The organism is Actinocorallia longicatena (assembly GCF_039534125.1).
GTDB lineage: Bacteria > Actinomycetota > Actinomycetes > Streptosporangiales > Streptosporangiaceae > Actinocorallia > Actinocorallia longicatena.
The window spans coordinates 25295-44698 of sequence record NZ_BAAAUV010000022.1; the positions used below are offsets into that span (position 1 = coordinate 25295).

At 71.3% G+C, this 19404-nt stretch carries 22 protein-coding genes; 12 read left to right on the top strand and 10 right to left on the bottom strand.

Translation table 11 applies throughout. The annotated features are described in order from the left end of the window. Positions 1–98 precede the first annotated feature (98 nt). The 7 genes from ABD785_RS31260 (at position 99) to ABD785_RS31290 (ending at position 5009) form a co-directional block, all read left to right on the top strand. Entirely contained in the window at positions 99–1025 is a 927-nt protein-coding gene (locus ABD785_RS31260) for a TIGR03557 family F420-dependent LLM class oxidoreductase (protein WP_425547841.1), read from the top strand. A 38-nt stretch (positions 1026–1063) separates the two neighbouring features. Next, positions 1064–1225: a hypothetical protein gene (locus ABD785_RS31265; protein ID WP_344835510.1), complete on the top strand. Its 162-nt coding sequence runs from the start codon at positions 1064–1066 to the stop codon at positions 1223–1225. A 44-nt stretch (positions 1226–1269) separates the two neighbouring features. After that, positions 1270–1578, top strand: coding sequence for an HGxxPAAW family protein (locus ABD785_RS31270; protein WP_344835511.1), 309 nt, complete (start codon positions 1270–1272; stop codon positions 1576–1578). A 3-nt stretch (positions 1579–1581) separates the two neighbouring features. Further along, positions 1582–2238 carry an HAD family hydrolase gene (locus tag ABD785_RS31275; protein ID WP_344835513.1) on the top strand — a complete coding sequence of 219 codons (657 nt, stop codon included), beginning with the start codon at positions 1582–1584 and terminating at the stop codon, positions 2236–2238. A gap of 81 nt (positions 2239–2319) precedes the next feature. Further along, positions 2320–2847, top strand: a complete 528-nt coding sequence (locus ABD785_RS31280; protein WP_344835515.1) for a hypothetical protein — start codon at positions 2320–2322, stop codon at positions 2845–2847. Positions 2848–2916: 69 nt separating this feature from the next. Beyond that, on the top strand, positions 2917–3597 hold the full coding sequence (locus ABD785_RS31285; RefSeq protein ID WP_344835517.1) for a response regulator transcription factor: 681 nt from the start codon (positions 2917–2919) through the stop codon (positions 3595–3597). Next, positions 3594–5009 carry a sensor histidine kinase gene (locus tag ABD785_RS31290; protein WP_344835519.1) on the top strand — a complete coding sequence of 472 codons (1416 nt, stop codon included), beginning with the start codon at positions 3594–3596 and terminating at the stop codon, positions 5007–5009. The genes ABD785_RS31285 and ABD785_RS31290 overlap by 4 nt, the downstream gene beginning before the upstream one ends. A 28-nt stretch (positions 5010–5037) precedes the next feature. On the opposite strand, the gene ABD785_RS31295 is transcribed toward ABD785_RS31290, so the two are convergent. Both ABD785_RS31295 and ABD785_RS31300 read right to left on the bottom strand, forming a co-directional pair. Continuing rightward, on the bottom strand, positions 5038–5634 hold the full coding sequence (locus tag ABD785_RS31295; protein WP_344835521.1) for a DedA family protein: 597 nt from the start codon (positions 5632–5634) through the stop codon (positions 5038–5040). Positions 5635–5705: 71 nt separating this feature from the next. Continuing rightward, complete coding sequence (locus ABD785_RS31300; RefSeq protein WP_344835523.1) at positions 5706–6155, bottom strand: hypothetical protein; 450 nt, start codon at positions 6153–6155, stop codon at positions 5706–5708. 171 nt (positions 6156–6326) lie between these two features. Between ABD785_RS31300 and ABD785_RS31305 the strand changes: the two genes are divergently transcribed. Further along, positions 6327–7340: a S8 family serine peptidase gene (locus ABD785_RS31305; protein ID WP_344835525.1), complete on the top strand. Its 1014-nt coding sequence runs from the start codon at positions 6327–6329 to the stop codon at positions 7338–7340. A 7-nt stretch (positions 7341–7347) separates the two neighbouring features. Here the strand turns inward: ABD785_RS31305 and ABD785_RS31310 are convergent, their stop codons facing one another. The 6 genes from ABD785_RS31310 to ABD785_RS31335 form a co-directional block, all read right to left on the bottom strand. Next, the gene (locus ABD785_RS31310) at positions 7348–8445 is read right to left on the bottom strand and encodes a glycoside hydrolase family 26 protein (RefSeq protein ID WP_344835526.1); all 1098 of its coding nucleotides are present in this window, start codon (positions 8443–8445) and stop codon (positions 7348–7350) included. A 109-nt stretch (positions 8446–8554) separates the two neighbouring features. Next, a complete protein-coding gene (locus ABD785_RS31315) occupies positions 8555–9838 on the bottom strand; it encodes a flavin-dependent oxidoreductase (RefSeq protein ID WP_344835528.1) in 1284 nt (427 codons plus the stop codon). 29 nt (positions 9839–9867) lie between these two features. Beyond that, on the bottom strand, positions 9868–10638 hold the full coding sequence (locus ABD785_RS31320; protein ID WP_344835530.1) for an ABC transporter ATP-binding protein: 771 nt from the start codon (positions 10636–10638) through the stop codon (positions 9868–9870). Positions 10639–10647: 9 nt separating this feature from the next. Beyond that, positions 10648–11442 (bottom strand): ABC transporter permease, encoded by a 795-nt coding sequence (locus tag ABD785_RS31325; protein WP_344835531.1) that lies wholly within the window; start codon positions 11440–11442, stop codon positions 10648–10650. After that, on the bottom strand, positions 11439–12212 hold the full coding sequence (locus ABD785_RS31330) for an ABC transporter permease (protein ID WP_344835532.1): 774 nt from the start codon (positions 12210–12212) through the stop codon (positions 11439–11441). The genes ABD785_RS31325 and ABD785_RS31330 overlap by 4 nt, the downstream gene beginning before the upstream one ends. Beyond that, positions 12209–13156 (bottom strand): ABC transporter substrate-binding protein, encoded by a 948-nt coding sequence (locus tag ABD785_RS31335; protein ID WP_344835533.1) that lies wholly within the window; start codon positions 13154–13156, stop codon positions 12209–12211. Before ABD785_RS31335 ends, ABD785_RS31330 begins: the two co-directional genes overlap by 4 nt. Positions 13157–13691: 535 nt before the next feature. On the opposite strand from ABD785_RS31335, the gene ABD785_RS31340 reads away from it, so the two are divergent. From ABD785_RS31340 to ABD785_RS31355, 4 genes are read left to right on the top strand one after another with little or no spacing between them, the layout of a single operon-like run. Then, a complete protein-coding gene (locus ABD785_RS31340; RefSeq protein WP_344835535.1) occupies positions 13692–16553 on the top strand; it encodes a nitrate- and nitrite sensing domain-containing protein in 2862 nt (953 codons plus the stop codon). Then, on the top strand, positions 16550–16981 hold the full coding sequence (locus ABD785_RS31345) for a roadblock/LC7 domain-containing protein (protein ID WP_344835536.1): 432 nt from the start codon (positions 16550–16552) through the stop codon (positions 16979–16981). Before ABD785_RS31340 ends, ABD785_RS31345 begins: the two co-directional genes overlap by 4 nt. Before the next feature lie 5 nt (positions 16982–16986). After that, positions 16987–17355 (top strand): DUF742 domain-containing protein, encoded by a 369-nt coding sequence (locus ABD785_RS31350; protein WP_344835537.1) that lies wholly within the window; start codon positions 16987–16989, stop codon positions 17353–17355. Beyond that, entirely contained in the window at positions 17336–17914 is a 579-nt protein-coding gene (locus ABD785_RS31355; protein WP_344835539.1) for a GTP-binding protein, read from the top strand. Before ABD785_RS31350 ends, ABD785_RS31355 begins: the two co-directional genes overlap by 20 nt. A 31-nt stretch (positions 17915–17945) precedes the next feature. On the opposite strand, the gene ABD785_RS31360 is transcribed toward ABD785_RS31355, so the two are convergent. Further along, on the bottom strand, positions 17946–18599 hold the full coding sequence (locus ABD785_RS31360) for an MBL fold metallo-hydrolase (protein ID WP_344835540.1): 654 nt from the start codon (positions 18597–18599) through the stop codon (positions 17946–17948). Continuing rightward, complete coding sequence (locus tag ABD785_RS31365) at positions 18596–19324, bottom strand: maleylpyruvate isomerase family mycothiol-dependent enzyme (RefSeq protein ID WP_344835541.1); 729 nt, start codon at positions 19322–19324, stop codon at positions 18596–18598. The genes ABD785_RS31360 and ABD785_RS31365 overlap by 4 nt, the downstream gene beginning before the upstream one ends. Positions 19325–19404 lie beyond the last annotated feature (80 nt).

A 19404-nucleotide genomic window follows, 5' to 3' on the forward strand; every position in this document is an offset into this window, starting at 1 on the left:
GAGTTGGGTAGCGGCTGAGGTAGGGGTTCATCGGGGAGGAGAGATCATGCAGATCGGCTACAAGCTGATGGCGGAGGCTTTCGGCCCCCGCCGAGCTGGTGCGGCAGGCGATCCGGGCCGAGGAGGCCGGGTTCGACTTCGTCGAGATCAGCGATCATTTTCATCCGTGGCTGGAGAGCCAGGGGCACTCGCCCTTCGCCTGGCCGGTCCTCGGCGCCATCGCCGCGAAGACCGAGCGGATCGGCCTCGCCACCGGAGTGACCTGCCCGACGGTCCGCTACCACCCGGCGGTCATCGCGCAGGCGGCGGCGACGGTCGCGGTGATGTCGGAGGGGCGTTTCACCCTCGGCGTCGGCTCGGGGGAGCGGCTCAACGAGCACGTCGTGGGGCCCGGTTTCGGGGAGTCGGTCAAGACACGGCAGTCGATGCTGCGCGAGGCGATGGAGATCATCAAGCTGCTGTGGCAGGGCGGCTACCGCTCCTACGTGGGCGCGCACTACGAAGTCGCCTCCGCGAGGATCTTCGACCTGCCCGAGGAACCGCCGAAGATCGCGGTCGCGGCGGGCGGCCCCGGCGCGGCCCGGCTGGCCGCCGAGCTCGGAGACGGGCTGTTCACCACAGAACCCGACGCCGATCTCGTCCGCGCCTACCGGGAGGCGGGCGGCGACGGGCCCCGGTACGCCGAGATGACGCTGGCCTACGCCCCTGACCAGCAGACGGCCGTGAAGGCGGCGATGGAGACCACCCGCTGGTCGGTCCTCGGCTGGGGCGTGCTGCCCGAGCTGCCGCTGCCGAAGAGCTTCGAGGCGGCGAGCGCGACGGTCCGCGAGGAGGATCTCCTGGAGTCCTTCCCCTGCGGCCCCGAGGCCGGCCCGATCATCGAGGCCGCCCGCCCGTACCTGGAGGCGGGCATGGACCGCCTGGCGCTGATGAACTGCGGTCCCGACCCGGACGCCTTCTTCGACTTCTACAAGGACCGGCTCGACGGCCGCCTGCGCGGCCTCGCCAAGGAGATCACCTCGTAGGAGATCACCTCGAACGAGATCACACCGAAGGAGATCACATGAGGAAGCCGGAACCCCGGCCGGAGACCGCCGACGCCGCGGAACGCGTCTCCGAGGACCTGGAGCAGGGCGTCCCGGAGGAGGAGATCGACCCCGCCGACGCCGAACGCGTCGCGGACGCCACCTCCTCCCCGCAGCCCGAACCGGACGAGCGGCACTGAACCGCGCCCGCCCGGCACCGAAGACCGAACAGAAAGGGACGAAGATGTCCGAATCGCAGTCACACGGCGGCAGGCCCAAGTCCTGGTTGGGAGTGGGCGTCGTCTTCCTGGGCTTCCTGCTCGGCGGGATCGGCCTCGTGGCCGGGCCGGCCTGGATCCTGTTCTGGGTCGGGGTCGCCATCGCCGTGGTGGGCGGCGTGTTCATGCTCGCCACGGGGATCTTCGAGGACGTGGTCCTGGCCGAGCCCGTCCAGCAGGCCTCCGGCGAGGACGATCCCGACGCCCCGAAGCTGCTCGAGGAGGCCAGCGGCCGTCCGACCCGCCGCGACGCCGGCGAACTTCCGCACGGCTGACCGATGGCCGACCTTCCCGAAGCCGTCCTGTTCGACGTCGACGGCACCCTCGTCGACTCGAACTACGTCCATGTCCTGGCCTGGTGGGAGGCGTTCCAGCAGGCCGGGCACGACGTCCCGGCCGTGCGGATCCACCGTTCGATCGGCATGGGCTCCGACAAGCTCCTCGACGCGCTCCTCCCCGCCGGACGGGACCGGAACGCCGATGAGACGATCACCGCGGCTCACAAGGCGCTCTTCACCGCCCACCGGTCGCGGCTGCGCCCCCTGCCCGGCGCGGCCGCGCTGCTGAGGGCCCTGAAGTCCCGGGGGATCACCGTCGTGCTCGCCAGCTCGGCCGACGCGGAGGATCTCGCGCTGCTGCGCCGGGCCCTCGACGCGGACGACGCCATCGACGCCGCGACCTCCTCCTCCGACGCCGAGGAGTCCAAACCCGCCCCCGACCTGGTCGAGACGGCCCTGGCCAAGGCCGGGACCGCACCGGAGAACACCCTGTTCGTCGGCGACGCCGTCTGGGACGTCAAGGCCGCCGGACGGGCCGGGGTCCCCTGCGTCGCCCTGCTCAGCGGGGGTACCGGCGAGGCGGAACTCCGCGAGGCCGGTGCCGTCGAGGTCTACGCGGACACCGAGGCCTTGAGGGCCGCGCTGCCCTTTCTGTGAGAAGCCGCCCGGATCTCAGGGATTTGCCAGGATCGCTGCCTAGTTTCCTTCCGTCAGAAGTACCGAACGAGGGGAAACTCGATGGAACGCCGTCTGCTCCTTCCGGCCGTCACGGGTATCGCGGCCGCAGCGTCGTCGCTCGTGGTCATGGGTGCGGGGGCCGCGTCCGCCACCACCACGACGTGCGACACCCACCCGTGGATCGGCCAGGTCCAGGGCCGCCCCTACAACCTGAGCGCGCACTCCCGCACCGGCGACTACCTGTGGCACGACCGCAAGGGCTTCCACCTGCGCGTCACCCACAAGCGCAAGGACAAGCGGATCTACTCCGGGGCCATCACCGCCTCGACCAAGATCGTTTCGCTGCGCCGGGTCAAGTTGGAGAAGAAGGACAAGGTCTGGCTGTCGCCCGACCACAAGACCGTCTACTTCGCGCTGAACAACCACGGCCGCATCGACGGCTTCGACTTCCGCACCGCCTGCGCGACCAGCCTGACCGTGTCAGACCTCAAGATCGGCACCACCCCGCAGGCCACCGGCAAGGTCTACCTGGGCCACCGCCGCTCCCACCCGGCTACGATCCCCTTCACCGTCACCCGCCGGGCCTAGCCGGACAGATCGGGGGGCGGTGGCACGGCCGCCCCCTGATCTTCGGTGGGCCTTACGGGGAGGACGCCCATGAGCGGGCACCGGATACTCGCGGTCGATGACGACCCCGCGATCCTGCGGATGCTGCGCCGCGGCCTCACCCTGGAGGGCTTCGCCGTCGACACCGCCGACTGCGGCCGTGCGGCGCTGGCGGGCGCCGCGGGCCAGGACGCCGTCGTGCTGGACGTGTCCATGGCCGACGTCTCGGGCATCGAGGTGTGCAGGGAGCTGCGGCGGCGCGGCTCCGACGTGCCCATCCTCATGCTGTCGGCCCTCGACGAGGTCGCCGACCGGGTCGCCGGCCTGGCGGCGGGCGCGGACGACTACCTCTGCAAGCCCTTCGACCTGACCGAGCTGGTGCTCCGGCTGCGCGCGCTCCTGCGGCGGGCGGGCGTCGCGCCCGGCGGCGCGGTCCGGGTCGGCGGCCTCGTCCTCGACCCCGGCGGACGCTCCGCCTCCCTCGCGGGCCGGGAACTGAACCTGACCAGGCGCGAGTTCGACCTGCTGGAGGTCCTGGCGCGCAACGCCGGGATCGTCCTGTCCCGGAACGTGCTGCTGGACCGGGTGTGGGGCTACGACTTCGCGGTGACCGACAACGCGGTGGAGACCTTCGTCGGCTACCTGCGCCGCAAGCTGGAGTCCGCGGGGGACCCGCGGATCCTGCACACGGTCCGCGGGGTCGGCTACGTGCTCAGGGAATCGGCCCGATGAGGCTCTCGACCCGGTTCGCCGTCTGCGTGGCCGTCCTGGTGCCGGTGCTGGTGGCGCTGTCCGGGCTGCTGGTGCTGCGGCTGGCCGTCGACGATCTCGCGTCCGAGCGGGACCGGCACCTCGCCGACCGGCTGCGGGCGCTGGTGCCGATCGCCACCACCTACGGGCAGCAGAGCAGGCGGCCGCGCGGCGCGGGAGAGGTCCTCCAGGAGCGGATCAGCGCCGCCGCCACGGGCGACGGCGGGGTCTGGATCGAGCCGGCGCGGTCGAAGCCGATGATCGTCGGAACGGTCCCCGCCGATCTCCCGGCCCCCTCGGCGACCCCGGCGACCAGCCCGGACGGTGTCTGGCGGTACGCCACGACCCCCCTGGGCGCCGACGGGAGGCTCGGGCGGCTGTGGGTGTTCGTCCCGGAGTCCCCGCTCGCGGCCCAGGTGTCGCATCTACGCGGCCAGCTCCTGCTCGCGACCCTGCTCGCGGCGGCCGTCGGGGCGGTGGCGGGGTTCGGGCTCGGCAGGATCGCCGTCCGGCCGCTGTCCGGGCTGCGGAGGCAGGCCGCCGAGGTCGATCTGCGGCCCGGCGGGAGCAGGCTCTCGACCGCTTCGGGCGTGACCGAGATCGACGATCTGGCGCGGCTCGTCAACGATCTGCTGGACCGCCGCGACCGGGCCGTGCTGCGCACGGGCGAGGCGCTGGAGACCGCCCGGGCCTTCGCCGCGACCGCTGCCCATGAGCTCAGAACCCCGCTGACCAGCATGAGCGCCAACATCGGGCTGCTGTCGCATCCGAACCTGTCGCCCGAGGACCACAAGGAGATCGTCATCGATCTCGACGGCGAGCAGGCACGGATGCAGCGGCTGATCACGATGCTGCGCCAGCTCGCCAGGGGAGAGCTGCTGGCCCCCGAGTCCTTCGTCGAGGTCGATCTCGCCGCGGTCGCCGGCCTGGCCGCCGAGGACGCGCAGCGGCGCCACCCGGACGCCGTGATCGTCGCCGACCTTCCCGAACAGCGGATCGTCCTGGGCTGGTCGGAGGGGCTGCGCCTGGTCGTCGACAACCTCCTCGACAACGCGGCGATCCACGGCGCCGGACCCGGCGGCGGCGCCCGGGTCGACCTCACCGTCGACCACGACGGGACGTCCGTGCTGCTCAGGGTCCGCGACCACGGTCCCGGGATCCCGGCCGACCGCCACCACCAGGTCTTCGACCGGTTCAGCCGCCGCGGCGGCAGCCCCGGCTCCGGCCTCGGGATGACCCTGGTCCGTCAGCAGGCCGTCCTGCACGGCGGGACGGCCGAGATCGAACCGGCCCCGCCCGGCGGCGGCGCCTCGATCCTCGTCCGCCTCCCGACCTCCGGCCGCCCCTCGGACCCGGCCGGCACCCTGTCCTGGCTGGCCTCCCACGAACGCTGAGCCACGCTCTGGGGTCGTCAGAGACGGCCTAGGCGTGCTGGGTCTTCTTCGTGTGGTTGCGGATGCGCCGGACGAGTTCGGCGATGACGGTGACGGCCGCCGCGATGCCGAAGCCGAGCAGGAGGGCCTTGACGGGGTCGTCCTCGAAGGCGTGGCCGCCGAAGTAGCCGACCAGGGCCCACTGGACGGCCCAGACGGCGCTCGCCAGGCAGTCGAAGGCGGTGAACTTGGGCTGCGGGTAGCGCAGGGCGCCCATGGTCAGGGTGGTGACGGTCCGCCCGCCGGGGATGTAGCGGGCGACGAACAGCACAAGACCGCCGCGTTCCTCGATCAGGTGGCGGATCCGGTCGGTCTTCCCGCCCTTGCGCCGGGCGAAGCGCCCCCCGCCCGCCCGGCCGATCCAGTACGACACATGGTCGCCCGCGATGGCGCCGAGTAGCGCGGCCACCATCACGAGCAGGATGTTCGGCTTCCCGGAGGCGGCGAAGACCCCCGCCGTGACCACGACGGCGTCGCTCGGGACCATCGGGATGATCGCGTCCCCCATCGCGACCGCGAAGATCACCAGATAGACGATCGGCGAGTCCATGACATCACGCGCGTATTCCATCACCACATCGAGCATGGACCCGCCATGCCCGCCCGGAGCGCTTTCAGTCGATCACCGGCGGGTCCGCCCGGCACGGCGCCCCCGGCTCAGGCCTCGAAGAGCTGGTAGGCGAGGGTGACGCGGCCCCCGGCACCGGTCTTGATCGCCACCGAGCTGCCGCCCCCGTTACCGAGGGCCTTGCGGAAGCCCGCGAGGGTCGTGCGCCTCATGACGATCTGTCCGCCCTTGGTGGCGACGACGCAGAGCACGCGCTTCTTCGCCAGCGGGTAGGACCTGGCCTTGCCGTAGGGCTTGAACCAGAAGTTGCCCTCCTCGGTGGTCTCGACCTTGGTGCGCTTGGCCGACAACCAGCCGTGCGGCCGCTTGCGATCGGCCTTCCGGACCCCGTTCTCGGTGACCCGCACGACCTTCTTGAGGCTCGGCGGCCGCTCGAAGCTGCACACCGCCGCGGACTGCGCGGCCTGTGCGGGCACGGCGGCGAGGGCCGTCCCGCCCAGAACACCGATGATCATGAACGCCGTCAGACTGCCGCGCACGAGCGCCTCCTCCATCAGGGGATACCACGTGGTGGGACGCGCAAGATCGTCCGAAGGTTCACGCGCTCCGGCGGGGGCGGGGCCCAGCGGGCGCCTGGAGATCATCGTGCTATCTTCCGGCCGAACAGACGAGTGTGTCTTTTCGAGTTCACCCCCGAGAAGGAGGCACCCATGAGGAGATCGAGGTTCCTGACGCCGGTCGTCGCCGCGATCGTCGTGATGGCCGCGGCGGGGCCGGTGGCCGCGCAGACCCAGACCGCCCCCGGCTGGGCGCTCGACCGCATCGACCAGGCGGCGCTGCCGCTGGACGGCACCTACACGACCGGCTCCGAGGGGGCCGGGGTCAACGCCTACGTGATCGACACCGGGATCAACACGGGCCTGGCCGACTTCGGCGGACGGGCGTCGGTGGCCTACGACGTCTTCGGCGGCAACGGCCAGGACTGCGCGAGCTCCGGCTCCTACCACGGCACAGGCATGGCGAGCATGGTCGGCGGCGCCACCTACGGGGTCGCCAAGCAGGTGAACCTGCTGTCGGTCAAGGCGGAGCAGTGCGGCGTGGGGCCGGTCGAGGCCAACTACATCACCGCGATCAACTGGGTGGCGGCCCACCACCAGAAGCCCGCGGTGGCGGTGATCTCCAGCAACTGGCCGGGCGCGACCTACTGGAACGGCAACGCCCTGAGCGGGCTGACCAAGGCCGTCGACGACCTCGCGGCGGCCGGGGTCTTCGTCGCGGTCTCCGCAGGCAACATCACGGCGGGCGACCCCCTCGCCTGGACCAAGACCTACGCCGTCAACAACCCGCCCGCCAACGCCTCCCAGGCGCTGGTGGTGATGGCGAGCGACCCCGCGGACCGGGCCGTGCTGAACCTGACGGTCCCCGGCACGACCACCGCCTGGTCGACGGCGATCGGCGGCGACATCTACGCCCCCGGCTTCGGCGTCATGATGCTCAACGGCGACGGCACGTTCGGCGCCCACCACGGCACCTCGTTCGCCGCCCCGATGGCCGCCGGGGTCGGCGCCCTCTACAAGGCGGCCCACGGTGACGCGCCCTCCGCGACCGTCAGGTCGTGGATCCTCAGCCACGCCACCGCCGGCGCCGTCGTCAACAACCCGGGCGGCACCCCCGGCACCCTCACCTACACACCCAACCTGCTGCTCAGCACCGGCGGCCTGTGAGAACCGGCTACTTCACCGGGAAGGTGAAGTAGCCCTTCTTGAGAGCTTTCCTGAACACCGGGACGGAGTTCTTCTGGGACTCCAGCCGGAAGTCCCCGTCGGTCTCGGCGGGCCGCTTGTCGGTGTTGAACCAGATGAAGCCGATGATGTCGGGGTACCGGTTCACCGCGGCGAGGAAGTCGGTGATGAAGGCGTTGCGGTACTTGCGGTTCGGGGTGGCCGACACCTCGGGAATGATGATCGGCTTCTTGGTGAACGTGCGGATCTTCGTGATCGTGGGGACGAAGAGCTTCGCGAACGTACGCCGCTTGTAGCTGTTGCGGGCGTAGGCGACGACCCCCGCCCAGTCGACGTAGGAGGCGCCGGGCCAGAACTCCCTGATGTCGATCTCCGGACGCCCGCCGATCTCGTTCGGCTGCCACAGCCAGATGGCGTTGGTCGCCCCGGCGGCCTGGAAGACGTCGTGCATGTGGTGCCACGCGGCCACCCAGTCGGCGGGGGTGTTGGCGTGGTCGCAGGCGTTCTCCTTGTCGGGGGAGTCGTTCTCGGGACGGGTGCACTGGCCCCACGGGTACCAGTCGCCGTTGAACTCGTGGCCGAAGCTGAACACGACGGGCATCTTCGCCGCGCGGATCGACCGCGCCAGGCTCACGATGTAGTCGTCCTCGAGGCCGGCGGCGACGGTGGCCAGGGACAGGTCCCGTCCGCCGGGCCACAGCTCGAGCTCCAGCTGGGGGATGGCGCCGTACTTCCAGACCGACCCGGCCCAGGCGGTGTCGAAGGGATCGCCCCAGTTGTAGAAGCCCTTGATCATGTTCGGCTTGCGGGCGGTGGTCTTGGCGAAGCGCTTGGCCCCGGCCACCTTGTCCAGGCCTCCGGTGAAGACGCCGTAGTACTCCTTCCTGGGGTAGATGTACTTCTTCACCTTGAAGGCGCCGGGGGCGTCCGGGCGCTTGAACCTCGCCGGGGCTTTGTTGTTGTAGCGGGGTTTCGCCGCCGCGCTCGCCTTCTTCCCCGGGACCGTCGCCTGGACCGGGGCGCTGACGCTCACCCCCGTCGCCACCGAGATCAGCATCGAGACCGCGAACAGCGCACGCCGCTTCATAAGTCTTCACTTCCTCCGGGAGCCGGGCGAAAGATCCCACTTTGCTGTAAGTCAACGGCCGATGTCAGCCCTTTGGCGATGAGATTCCGCTCCGGAACGCGCGGGAAGCTCAGCGGGCGGGGGTCCAGGAGCGGCGCTCGTTGAGGGTCAGGGTGTCGGCGCCGGTGGTGCGGGTGTAGGCGGAGGTGATCTCCGCGAGCTCCTCGGCGGACAGGACGGTCTCGATGGCGGTGAAGCCGTCGGGGGCCCGCGTCGCGACGGTCTGGAGGAGCCGGTCGGCGGGCATCTCCCGGCAGGCCAGCACGATGGAGGACGTCGCCTCGCGGCGCAGCGACTCATACGACAGCAGGGCCTTGCCCGGGTCGCCGGTGGTCGCGAGCTCGTGGGCCAGCACCCGGGCGTCGATGATCGCCTGGGAGCCGCCGTTGGAGCCGACCGGGTACATCGGGTGGGCGGCGTCGCCCAGGAGGGTCACCCGGCCCGACGTCCAGGAGGGGAGCGGGTCGCGGTCGACCATCGGATACTCCAGGACGGTCTCCGTGGACGCCATCAGCGCGGGGACGTCGAGCCAGGGGAAGACCCAGCCCTCGAAGTGGGGGAGGGCGTCGTCGAGGCTGCCGCCGCGCGTCCAGTCGGGCACCGTGCCGAGGCCCTCGCCCGCGGCCCCGACATCGCTGACCTTGGCCTCGGCGACCCAGTTCACCGGCACCCGGCCGTCCGCGCCCGCGACGGGCGAGACCGGGTAGGCGACGAATTTCGCGGCGGCGTTGCTGCCCGCGACGGCGACCGTCGCGCCCGTCAGGAAGGGGTCGGCGAGGGTCAGGCCGCGCCACATGCGCACCCCGTTCCACCGCAGCGGGGGACCGTCCGGATGCAGGAGCGCCCGGACGGTGGAGTGCAGGCCGTCGGCGCCCACGAGCACGTCGGCCCGCAGGACGCCCGCGTCCCCGCCGAGGGAGACCTCGACGCCGTCCTCGTGCTGCTCGAAGCCCGTGACCCGGGTGCCGAGCCGGAGCGCCCCGGAGCCGAGCCGCTCCCGGACGGCCTCGGCCAGCAGCATCTGCAGCTCGCCCCGGTGGACCGAGTACTGCGGCCACAGGTAACCGGCGGCGGTCCCGCGCGGTTCCGCCCAGATGAGGTTCCCGTGCCGGTCGAAATGGGCCATCTCCGCGGCGGGCACCGCGATGCGGGCCAGGGCGTCGCCGAGGCCCAGCTCGGTCAGCTCCCGGACGGCGTGCGGCTGGAGGTTGATCCCGACCCCCAGCGGCAGGAGCCGTCCCGCGCCCTCGATGACCTCGACCTCGACGCCCGCCGCGTGCAGGCTCAACGCCGTGGTCAGGCCGCCGATCCCGCCGCCCGCCACCATCACCTTCAGGCCGTCGCCCCGGATCATCGCCCCGTCCTCGCTTCCGTACCGATGGGTCAGACCGTCTTCTTCTGGAGACTGCCGCCGCGCACGAGCCTGCCGACCTCGGCGCGCAGCGCCACGAACCGCGGATCGGCCCGGGTGGAGATCTGGTCGCGCTGCCCCGGCAGGTCGACGGGCAGGTCGGCGATCACCCTCGCCGGGCTGCGGCTGAGGACCACGACGCGGTCACCGACGTAGACGCTCTCGTCGATGTCGTGGGTGACCAGCAGGATCGTCATGCGCTCCCGGGCCCGCACCTGGAGGAGCAGGTCCTCGAGGTCCTCGCGGGTCTGGGCGTCGACGGAGCCGAACGGCTCGTCCATGAGCAGAAGCGACGGCTTGTAGGCCAGTGCCCGCGCGATCGCGACCCGCTGCTGCATGCCGCCCGACAGCTGCCACGGATACTTCGCGCCGGCGCCGTCCAGGCCGACCTCGTTCAGGGCCTGCTCGGCCAGGCGCCGGCGTTCCGCCCGCGCGACGCCCCGCCGGCGCAGCGGCAGCGCCACGTTGTCGCGGATGGTCAGCCAGGGGAACAGGGAGCGGCTGTAGTCCTGGAAGACGACGGCCAGGTTCCCCGGGACGCCCTCGACGACCGCGCCGTCCAGCCGCACCTCGCCGCCGGTCGGCCGCTGGAGCCCGGCCACGCAGCGCAGCACGGTCGACTTCCCGCAGCCGGACGGGCCGACGATGCTGACGAGCTGCTGCGCGTCGACGCGCAGGTCGAGGCCGCCGACGGCCCGGTGCCCGTCGGGATAGGAGTGGGCGAGACCTGAGATCTCGAGCATGGACACCTCTCAGGAAGCGGTCTGGCGCGCACCCGCGTGCCAGCCGAGGAAGCGGCGCTCGATGAGCAGCAGCACCCCGTTGAACAGGAAACCGAGCACGCCGAGGAAGACGATGACGGCCCACATGGTCGGCAGCTCGAAGGAGTGCTCGGCGTTGATCAGTTGTGCGCCGATCCCGGACGTGCTGCCCACGAGCTCCGCGATGACCATGAGGATGAGCGCGAAGGACAGGCTGACCCGCAGGCCCGCGAAGATCTTCGGCAGCGCGGCGGGCAGGACGATCTCCACCAGCCGCCGGACGGGGCCCAGGCCGAACACCTGGGCGGTCTCGAGCTGGAGCCGGTCGACGCCCCGCACGCCGTCGGCGGTGTTGAGGATCACCGGCCAGATGACGCCGAACGCGATCGTCATGATCTGCATGGTGGCGCCCAGCTGGAACAGCACGATGAAGAACGGCACGAGGGTCGGCGTCGGGATCGCCCGCAGGAACTCCAGGACCGGGTCGAACACCTCGCGGGCGGTCGTGGACCGGCCGATCAGCACGCCGACCAGCACCCCGGCGGCCCCGGCCAGCAACCAGCCGCCGAACAGGTGGCCGAGGCTGGCGGCGAAGTCGTCGCGGGCGGTCTCGTTGAGGAACAGCAGGCTCGGCGGCCCGTCGAACCACAGGTCGCGCAGCGCGGGAAGGATGGTGGAGGGAGGCGGGAAGTAGGCCTCCTCGGCGTAACGCGTCCAGAGTTCCCAGGCGGCGACGACGAGGACGACCAGCCAGGCGCGCCGCAGCACGCGGACGAGGGCGCTCATGCCGCCGCCCGCCAGCGGAACGCGCGGCGTTCCATCCGCACCAGCGCGCTGTTGGCGGCCACGCCGATGACCCCGGTCCACAGCGCCGCCGCGAGCATCAGGTCGGTGTGCCCGCCGCTGGACTGCGTCTCGGTGATGTAGCCGCCGATCCCGGTGCCGTCGCCGGCCAGCAGCTCACCACTGACGATGACGATCAGCCCGACCGAGGCGGCGATCCTGACGCCGGTCATGACGAACGGAGCGGCCGAGGGCAGCGACACCCGCCACAGCACCGACAGGGGGCCGAAGCCGAAGCTCTTGAGCGTGTCCTTGGCCACCGGATCGACGTCGCGCAGGGCGTAGAGCGTGTTGACCAGGATGGGCCAGAGCGCGGCGAAGAAGGTGAGGAACACTTTCATCTGGAACGTCTCCGGGAACATCACGATGGCGAGCGGGATGAGGCTGACGGGGGAGAGCGTCCGCAGGAACTCCACCAGCGGGCTCGCTGCCGCGCTGAGCGCGCGGAACTGCCCCAGCACCAGCCCGGCGGGCACGCCCACCGCGACCGCGAGCAGCAGGCCCGCGATCCATCCCTCGAGCGTCACGGCGACGTCGTCGCCGAAGCCCGCATCGGCGAGGAGCCCCGCCGCGCGCCGCAGGACCACCGAGACCGGCGGGATGACCTCCGAGTCGACGAGACCGGCCCGTGCGGCCAGCTCGGCGAGCCCGGCGGCTCCCGCGATCCCGATGATCGCGTGCAGCACGCGGCGGGGCGGTGACAGACGGATCACGAAGTTCCCGAGATCAGCAGCGACTTCACGTCGATCTTGGTGGTGAGGTAGCCGTACTGCTGCATGACGTCGGCGACCCGCTGGAGGCGGGTGGCGCTGAGGGTCGTCGGGAAGGCCCCGTAGCTGAGCGTCGCGGCGACCTCGGTCGTGATCTTCGTGTACGACGGCAGGACCGCCTGGACGACCTGCTTGTCCGCGGCCATCGCCTGGCCCTTGGCGAGCGCGCGCTGGAACGCGGCGACCGTCTTGGGGTTCTTCTCGGCGAACGCCGCGCTGGTGGCGTAACCGGCGATCGGGAAGTCGGCGGTCGGGCCCTGCGACAGGTCGGTCAGCACGCGCGCGCCGACCGACTGCTGGAGCTGGGTGACGAACGGCTCGACGGCCTGGACGGCGTCGACGCTCTTGGCCTTGATGGCCGCCTCCATCGCCGGGAACGGCATCTCGACGAAGTTCTTGTCGTCGTCGAGGGAGATGCCGGAGGGCTCCAGGGTGGCCCGGATGAGCAGCGTCGAGATGTTCCGCTTGGTGTTGACGGCGATCTTCTTGCCGACGAGGTCCTTGACGCTCGTGATGGGCGAGTCCTTGGGCACGAGGACCGCGTGCGTGCCGGGGGCGCTCTGGAAGCCCTCGGCGACGAAGCGGACGTCGAGGACGCCCTTCGAGCTCGCGCCGAGGAACGACACGAAGTTGCCGAAGGAGATGTCGAGGGCGCCGCCCTTGAGCTTGGGGATCGCGTCGGCGCCGCCGGCGATGGTCTCGAGCTTGACGTCGAGGCCCTCGGCCTTGAACAGGCCCTTCTGGACGGCGATCTGCAGCGGGGCGTCGTCGGTGACGGGCATCGCGCCGACGGTCAGCGTGGTCTTCTCCAGACCGTTCGCCGACTTGCCCTTCTTGTCGTCGTCACCACCGCAGGCGGCGGAGGTGAAGGCGAGGGCGGTGACCATAGCGCTAGCGAGTATCACTCTGCGTGATGGTGTTGTCATGTGAAAGAACTCCTGCTCGAGCGCTCGGGTGGGAATGCAGATTCGAGATGGTCCGGGAGCATAGCGAATGTCGCGGGTGCGAACACCCCTCCCGTCCGGAAGTAGAGCGCATATCCGGGACCGAATGTCACATCCGATCGAAAGAAGTTCCAAGTCCGCCAAACGACTTTTCCTGGACCGTTCCGAGGTGCTCCAATAGGCGGCGCCCACGTGGTTCGGCGGGCTTGAGCGACCCTGAAACTCCTACGCGGACGGGCCCGTACCAGACCTGATGGCTTGCGGCGAGAGGTTTCGAAGGACGATGGATAAAGCAGAGCAAGGCGCTGGAGGACGACCAGAAAGTGCTGATGACCTGCGGAAAGATCATGGTGGGCGTCGTGCTATTCGCCTCGGCAACTGGCGGGTGGCCTCACGTCTGGTGGCGCTTATTGCCATTCCGACAATAGTGACGCTGGCCCTGGCCGGGACGCGGATTTCTGGTTCGGTGGCCGATGTCATGGCCTACAGGCAGGCCGAACAGCGCATCACTCTGAGTGAGCGGATGGACGCCGTCGTGGACGCGCTCGAGGCAGAGCGCACGCAGACGGTCCTGTTCATCGCCGCGCCGAAGAGCTCCAAGGCGGAGGACGACCTCAACACGGCGCAGAACGCGACCGACCAGGCGGTGCGAGCCGTCCAGGGGTTCGACGTCGAGATCGACGACGACTCGCTGCTCAGGTCGGCCTACGCGGGTGCGATGAACCGGCTGTCGTCGATCAAGGCGCTCCGCGCGGTGGCGACCAAGCTGCCCGCGAGCACGGCGATCACCAAGTACTCCGAGTTCACCGCCGACCTGATCGCCCTGGACGACGTGATCGTCACGGACGGCGCGGAGCTGACCGCGGGCACCAGGGCCTGGGCCGGTCTGGCCCGGGCCAAGGACGCCGCGGGCCAGGAGAACGACCGGATCACCGCCGCACTGCTGGCCGGCCGCTTCGAGTCGGGCGGCCTGACCAAGGTGGCCACGGCCCGCTCGCAGCGCGACAGCCAGCTCGGGGCCTTCCGGGCGGCCTCACCGCTCACCTGGAAGCAGGACTTCGACGACACCGTCGCCGGTTCCGGTCTCGACCGCGCGGAGGCGATCCGCCAGCGGGTCATCACCGTGGCAGGAGAGTCCCCGAAGGGACTCGTCGCCCCGCTCGGCGCGAGCGACGTGCCGGACTGGCTGACCGACTCGAACTCCCGGGTCGACGGGATGGAACTGGTCGAGACGCGGCTCATCGCGGCGCTCGGAGACCGCAGCCGCGAGCTGCAGTCGGACGCGAGGGCCGCGGCCGTCCGCGACGTCATGGTCCTGCTGCTGGTGCTCCTCGCGGTGCTCGTCGCCACCCTGACGGTGGCCAACTCCCTGGTCCGGCCGCTGCGGCGGCTGCGCGCGGGAGCCCTGGACGTCGCGGGGAAGGCCCTGCCCGCCCTGGTCAGCAAGCTGCGCGACCCCGGAGCCGCGACGGGCACCTTCGTCGTGGAGCCGATCGACATCGACACCACGGACGAGATCGGGCAGGTCGCCCGTGCCTTCGACGAGGTCCACCGCGAAGCGGTCCGGCTGGCGGCCAACGAGGCCGTGCTGCGCGGCGACATCAGCTCGATGTTCGTCAACCTGTCGCGCCGCAGCCAGTCGCTGATCGAGCGGCAGCTCAAGCTGATCGACGACCTCGAGCAGGGTGAGCGGGACGAGGAGCGGCTCGCCGCGCTGTTCCGCCTCGACCACCTCGCCACCCGCATGCGCCGCAACTGCGAGAACCTCCTGGTCCTCGGCGGCCAGGACCAGGTGCGCCGGTGGAACCGGCCGGTCCCGCTCGTCAACGTCGTGCGCGGCGCGCTGTCGGAGGTCGAGCAGTTCGAGCGGGTCGAGCTCCAGGTGCAGAACGACGTCATGATCGCGGGTTCGGTCGTCAACGACCTCATCCACCTCGTGGCCGAGCTCATCGAGAACGCGATCGTGTTCTCGCCCGACCACACCCCGATCATCGTGTCGGGGTCGGTCATCGGCGGCGGGCTGATGGTCCAGATCACCGACCAGGGCATCGGCATGACCGCCGAGGAGCTCACCCACGCCAACCAGCGGCTGGGCACCACCACCTCGACGGACGTCTCCGCCGCCCGCCGCATGGGCCTGTTCGTCGTCGGGCGCCTCGCCGCCCGTCACGGCATCAGGGTCGAGCTCCGCTCCACGGTGACGGGCGGCGTCACGGCCTTCGCCCTGCTGCCCGTCACCGCGATCGCCTCGCCCGGCCAGCCGCAGCAGCCGCAGCAGCCGCAGCCCGTCGGGGTCGGTGCCGGGACGCAGGGAATGCCCGTCTACCAGCAGAACGGCATGGCCCCGCAGTACCAGAACGGTGCCGCTCCGCACCAGCAGAACGGCCGGCCTCCGACGGCGGACCCGCTGCCGAGCGTCTGGCCGTCCCAGGGCCAGCAGCCCCAGCGGCCCCCGGCCGTCCACGCCCAGGGGGACACCGGCGGCTGGCCCGCCGTGGGCTTCCCGGCGCAGAACGGAGGCTGGCCCACCGCGGCGGGCCAGGGCGGGGAGTGGGCGGGCGCGAACCCGCCGCCCGCGCAGGGCCCGTCCGACGTCCGTCCGGCCCAGGCGGCACCGCAGCCGCCGTTCCCCGCCCAGGACCGGCAGCCCCCCGCCCCGCCGGCGGCGCCGCCCGCCGCTGAGACGGAGCGTCCGGGCGGCGGAGTGTGGCCCAAGCCCCCCGAGGGCAGGCCCGCCGCCGAACGGCAGGAGCCCGGCAGGCTCGGCCGCCCGACCTGGCGGAACACCCAGGACTCGCCCGACACCACGACCACCAGCGAGTTCGTCCCGGTGTCGCGGCGCGACCGTGAGCCCTGGCGGAAGGACGAAGTGGTGTCCGAGGCGAAGCCCCAGATGGTCACGGAGGGATCGCCGATCTTCGAGGCGATGACCTCCGAATGGTTCATGAGCCGAGATGCGACCGGGAGGGCCGTCGTGCCGGACCCCGAAGCCTGGCGTACCCCGGCCGACGACGGCTGGCAGCAGGCGGAGACGATCAGTGTCAACCCGGCGGCCGACGGGCGGACGTCCGCGGGCCTGCCGCAGCGGGTGCCGGGGCAGAACCGCCTGCTCGGCGCGGTGCCCCCCGCAGGAAACAACGAGCCCGCGCCCGTCGCGGGGGCTCCGGGACCGGAAGTCCCCGCAGGGCCCGGCCTGCCCGGTTCGGGCGCGCCCGATCCCGAGCAGCTCCAGGCGGCGGCCGACGCCCGCAGGGCCCGCTACGGCGGCTTCCAGCGAGGCGTGCGCCGCGGCAGGGCGGAGAACCAGACAGGCACCGAGACCACAGGAGAGTCCACGTGAGCGAGCGAACCAACGCCTTCGGCAACGACCCGGGACGAAGGGAACTGAACTGGCTGGTGTCGGACTTCGCCGACCGGGTCCCGTCCGTCGCCCACGCCGTGGTCGTCTCCGCCGACGGCCTGCCGCTGGCCTACTCGCGCGGGTTCCCGCCGGAGCGCGCCGACCAGCTCTCCGCCATCGCCTCGGGTCTCATCAGCCTCACCTACGGCGCCGCCCGGATCTTCGACGGCGGCCATGTGGCGCAGACCGTCGTGGAGATGGAGCGGGGCCTGCTGATCGTCATGGCGATCTCGGGCGGCTCGGTGTTCGGCGTGCTGGCCACGCCGGACTGCGACCTGGGTCTCGTGGCCTACGAGATGACCCTGCACGTCGAGCGGGTGGGCCGGCTGCTCACGCCGGCCCTGCGTCCCGTCGGCCCGCCCCGTTAACGCCCATGGACCACGGTGGACCTTCGGACACCGGGGACGATTCCTTCCTGGTGCGCCCGTACACGATCACGGGCGGGCGCACCCGTCCCCGCAGCCAGGTGGAGATCGAGACGGTCGTGAGCTCGGTGCCTTATCCACCGCGCTCCCCGTCGCTTCTTCCACCGGAAATGCTGTCGATCTACACGCTCTGCCAGAACTGGCGCTCGGTGGCCGAGGTCTCCGCCCTGCTGAGGCTTCCGCTGGGCGTCGCCCGGGTCCTCGTCGCGGACATGGCCCATGAGGGGCTCCTCCGCCTGCACCAGTCCAACCCGGGGGACGGCCCCACCGATCCCCGGCTGCTCGAAAGGGTTCTCAATGGACTTCGGAAGCTCTGACCCGGCTCCGCTGCTCACCTCCGTGAAGATGGTGGTCGGTGGCGGCTTCGGGGTCGGCAAGACCACCTTCGTCAGCTCCGTATCGGAGATCATGCCGTTGACCACGGAAGCGGTCATGACGTCGGCGAGCGTCGGGATCGACGACCTGACGGCCGTCCCGGACAAGACCACCACGACGGTCGCGATGGACTTCGGCCGTGTGACGCTCGAGACCGACCTGGTGCTCTACCTGTTCGGCACGCCGGGACAGCACCGTTTCTGGTTCATGTGGGACGACCTGATCCGCGGTGCGATCGGCGCCGTCGTCCTGGTCGACACCCGCAGGCTGGAGGACTCGTTCGCCGCCCTCGACTACTTCGAGGAGGCCAAGGTCCCGTTCCTCGTGGCGATCAACGGCTTCCACGGCGAGTTCCCCTACACGCCCGAACAGATCAGGGAGGCGCTGGCGATCCGCCGTCACATCCCGATCGTCCAGTGCGACGCCAGGGACCGCGCGTCCACGAAGTCCGTCCTCATCGCCCTCGTGGAGCACGCCGCACTGGTCTCCACCCATCGTTGAGAAGCCGGCCCCTGCGGCCGCCGGCCCGCGGTCACCAGCCGCGGGCCCACCAGTCGGGGATGGAGGGGCGTTCGCGGCCGAGCGTGGAGTCGCCGCCGTGGCCCGGATAGAACCAGGTGTCGTCGGGCAGCGGCTCGAAGACCCGCTCCACGAGGTCGGTCATCAGCGACTTGAAGTTCGTGGGGTCGCCGAAGGTGCCGCCCGCGCCGCCCGGGAAGAGGCTGTCTCCGGTGAACAGGTGGGGGCGGCCCGAGGTGCGCAGGAGCAGGGCGATGCTTCCCGGGGTGTGGCCGCGCAGGTGCACGACCTCCAGGACGTGGTCGCCCAGCGCGATGGTGTCGCCGTGCACGACCGGGTCGGTGACGGGGACAGGGAGCGGCTCGGCGTCGTGCGGATGGGCGATGACGGCGGCGCTCGTCACCGAGGCGACCTCGGCGAGGGCCTGCCAGTGGTCCTGGTGGCGGTGGGTGGTGATGATCCGTGACAGCGGGCGGTCGCCGATCAGGGCCAGCAGGCGGTCGGGCTCGGCGGCGGCGTCGATGAGGATCTGGTCGCCCGTGCCGTGGTCGCGCAGCAGATAGGCGTTGTTGTCGAAGCGGCCCACGGCCAGCTTCTGGATGGTCAGCCCCGGGAGCTCCCGGGAGTCGGCGGGGCCGCCGACCGTCACGTCACCTGTGTAGCTCATGCCTTGTTCCAATCTACGGCGGGTGCCAGCGGCCAGGACGGTGCGGCGGGGACCGCGCCGGGAGGTTCGGTGCGGCCGGTCAGGTAGGCCAGCAGCGGGCGGGAGGGGAGGGAGAGATCGGGGCCGTCGCCGCCGAGCCGGACCGTCAGGCCGAGATCGGTGGCGGTGACCGAGCGGATCGCGAGGGCGTTCGCGGCCCTGAGCGAGGCGAGGGTGTCCTCGAGTTCCCAGCGGACGTAGGAGAGCGGCCAGTCCGCCGCGGTGTAGCCCGCGTCGAGGTCGACATGGTGGATCTCGACCTCGCGCCAGCGCCGGTACAGCACGTACCAGGCCGGATGCGGCCATCCGCCGACGGCGCGGACGGTGGCGTCCCGGCTTCCGGCGGGGAGCGTGCGCGCCTGCTCCTCGAACCGTGCCGACGCGGCGGCGTTGTCGGCCGACAGCAGCCCGGCGGGGAGGTGCGCGCCCTCGTCGATCTCGGCGGCCCGCGCCTCGGCGCTCGCGTACTGCGGGTGCTCGACGCCCGTGCGCGCCCATTCGAGCAGGCGCCAGTAGCTGTCGGCGTTCCTCGCGACATGGTGGGCGAGGTGCCCGCGCGTCCAGCCCGTCAGCGCGGACGGCCCGCGCATTTCGGCCTCCGTCAGCGTGGCGAGCGTGCCGGTCAGCCGGAGGTGCGAGGCCTTCACCTCACCGAGGACCGTCCGCCAGTCGTGCATGCCTGACATCTTCTCTCATCCCCGAACCCCACCCGTCATCCGAGGTGTGTCCGGAGACTCAGTGAATCTGCCGCACCGGCTACTGACTC

Excerpts from the sequence above, each read along its gene's own strand:
- ABD785_RS31325 (WP_344835531.1), bottom strand. The coding sequence starts at position 11,442 with ATGAGCGCCCTCGTCCGCGTGCTGCGGCGCGCCTGGCTGGTCGTCCTC.
- ABD785_RS31310 (WP_344835526.1), bottom strand. The coding sequence starts at position 8,445 with ATGAAGCGGCGTGCGCTGTTCGCGGTCTCGATGCTGATCTCGGTGGCG.
- ABD785_RS31285 (WP_344835517.1), top strand. The coding sequence starts at position 2,917 with ATGAGCGGGCACCGGATACTCGCGGTCGATGACGACCCCGCGATCCTG.
- ABD785_RS31295 (WP_344835521.1), bottom strand. The coding sequence starts at position 5,634 with ATGCTCGATGTGGTGATGGAATACGCGCGTGATGTCATGGACTCGCCG.
- ABD785_RS31350 (WP_344835537.1), top strand. The coding sequence starts at position 16,987 with ATGGACCACGGTGGACCTTCGGACACCGGGGACGATTCCTTCCTGGTG.
- ABD785_RS31360 (WP_344835540.1), bottom strand. The coding sequence starts at position 18,599 with ATGAGCTACACAGGTGACGTGACGGTCGGCGGCCCCGCCGACTCCCGG.
- ABD785_RS31320 (WP_344835530.1), bottom strand. The coding sequence starts at position 10,638 with ATGCTCGAGATCTCAGGTCTCGCCCACTCCTATCCCGACGGGCACCGG.
- ABD785_RS31270 (WP_344835511.1), top strand. The coding sequence starts at position 1,270 with ATGTCCGAATCGCAGTCACACGGCGGCAGGCCCAAGTCCTGGTTGGGA.
- ABD785_RS31305 (WP_344835525.1), top strand. The coding sequence starts at position 6,327 with ATGAGGAGATCGAGGTTCCTGACGCCGGTCGTCGCCGCGATCGTCGTG.
- ABD785_RS31265 (WP_344835510.1), top strand. The coding sequence starts at position 1,064 with ATGAGGAAGCCGGAACCCCGGCCGGAGACCGCCGACGCCGCGGAACGC.
- ABD785_RS31340 (WP_344835535.1), top strand. The coding sequence starts at position 13,692 with ATGGCCTACAGGCAGGCCGAACAGCGCATCACTCTGAGTGAGCGGATG.
- ABD785_RS31365 (WP_344835541.1), bottom strand. The coding sequence starts at position 19,324 with ATGTCAGGCATGCACGACTGGCGGACGGTCCTCGGTGAGGTGAAGGCC.
- ABD785_RS31280 (WP_344835515.1), top strand. The coding sequence starts at position 2,320 with ATGGAACGCCGTCTGCTCCTTCCGGCCGTCACGGGTATCGCGGCCGCA.
- ABD785_RS31275 (WP_344835513.1), top strand. The coding sequence starts at position 1,582 with ATGGCCGACCTTCCCGAAGCCGTCCTGTTCGACGTCGACGGCACCCTC.
- ABD785_RS31315 (WP_344835528.1), bottom strand. The coding sequence starts at position 9,838 with ATGATCCGGGGCGACGGCCTGAAGGTGATGGTGGCGGGCGGCGGGATC.
- ABD785_RS31355 (WP_344835539.1), top strand. The coding sequence starts at position 17,336 with ATGGACTTCGGAAGCTCTGACCCGGCTCCGCTGCTCACCTCCGTGAAG.
- ABD785_RS31335 (WP_344835533.1), bottom strand. The coding sequence starts at position 13,156 with ATGGTCACCGCCCTCGCCTTCACCTCCGCCGCCTGCGGTGGTGACGAC.
- ABD785_RS31290 (WP_344835519.1), top strand. The coding sequence starts at position 3,594 with ATGAGGCTCTCGACCCGGTTCGCCGTCTGCGTGGCCGTCCTGGTGCCG.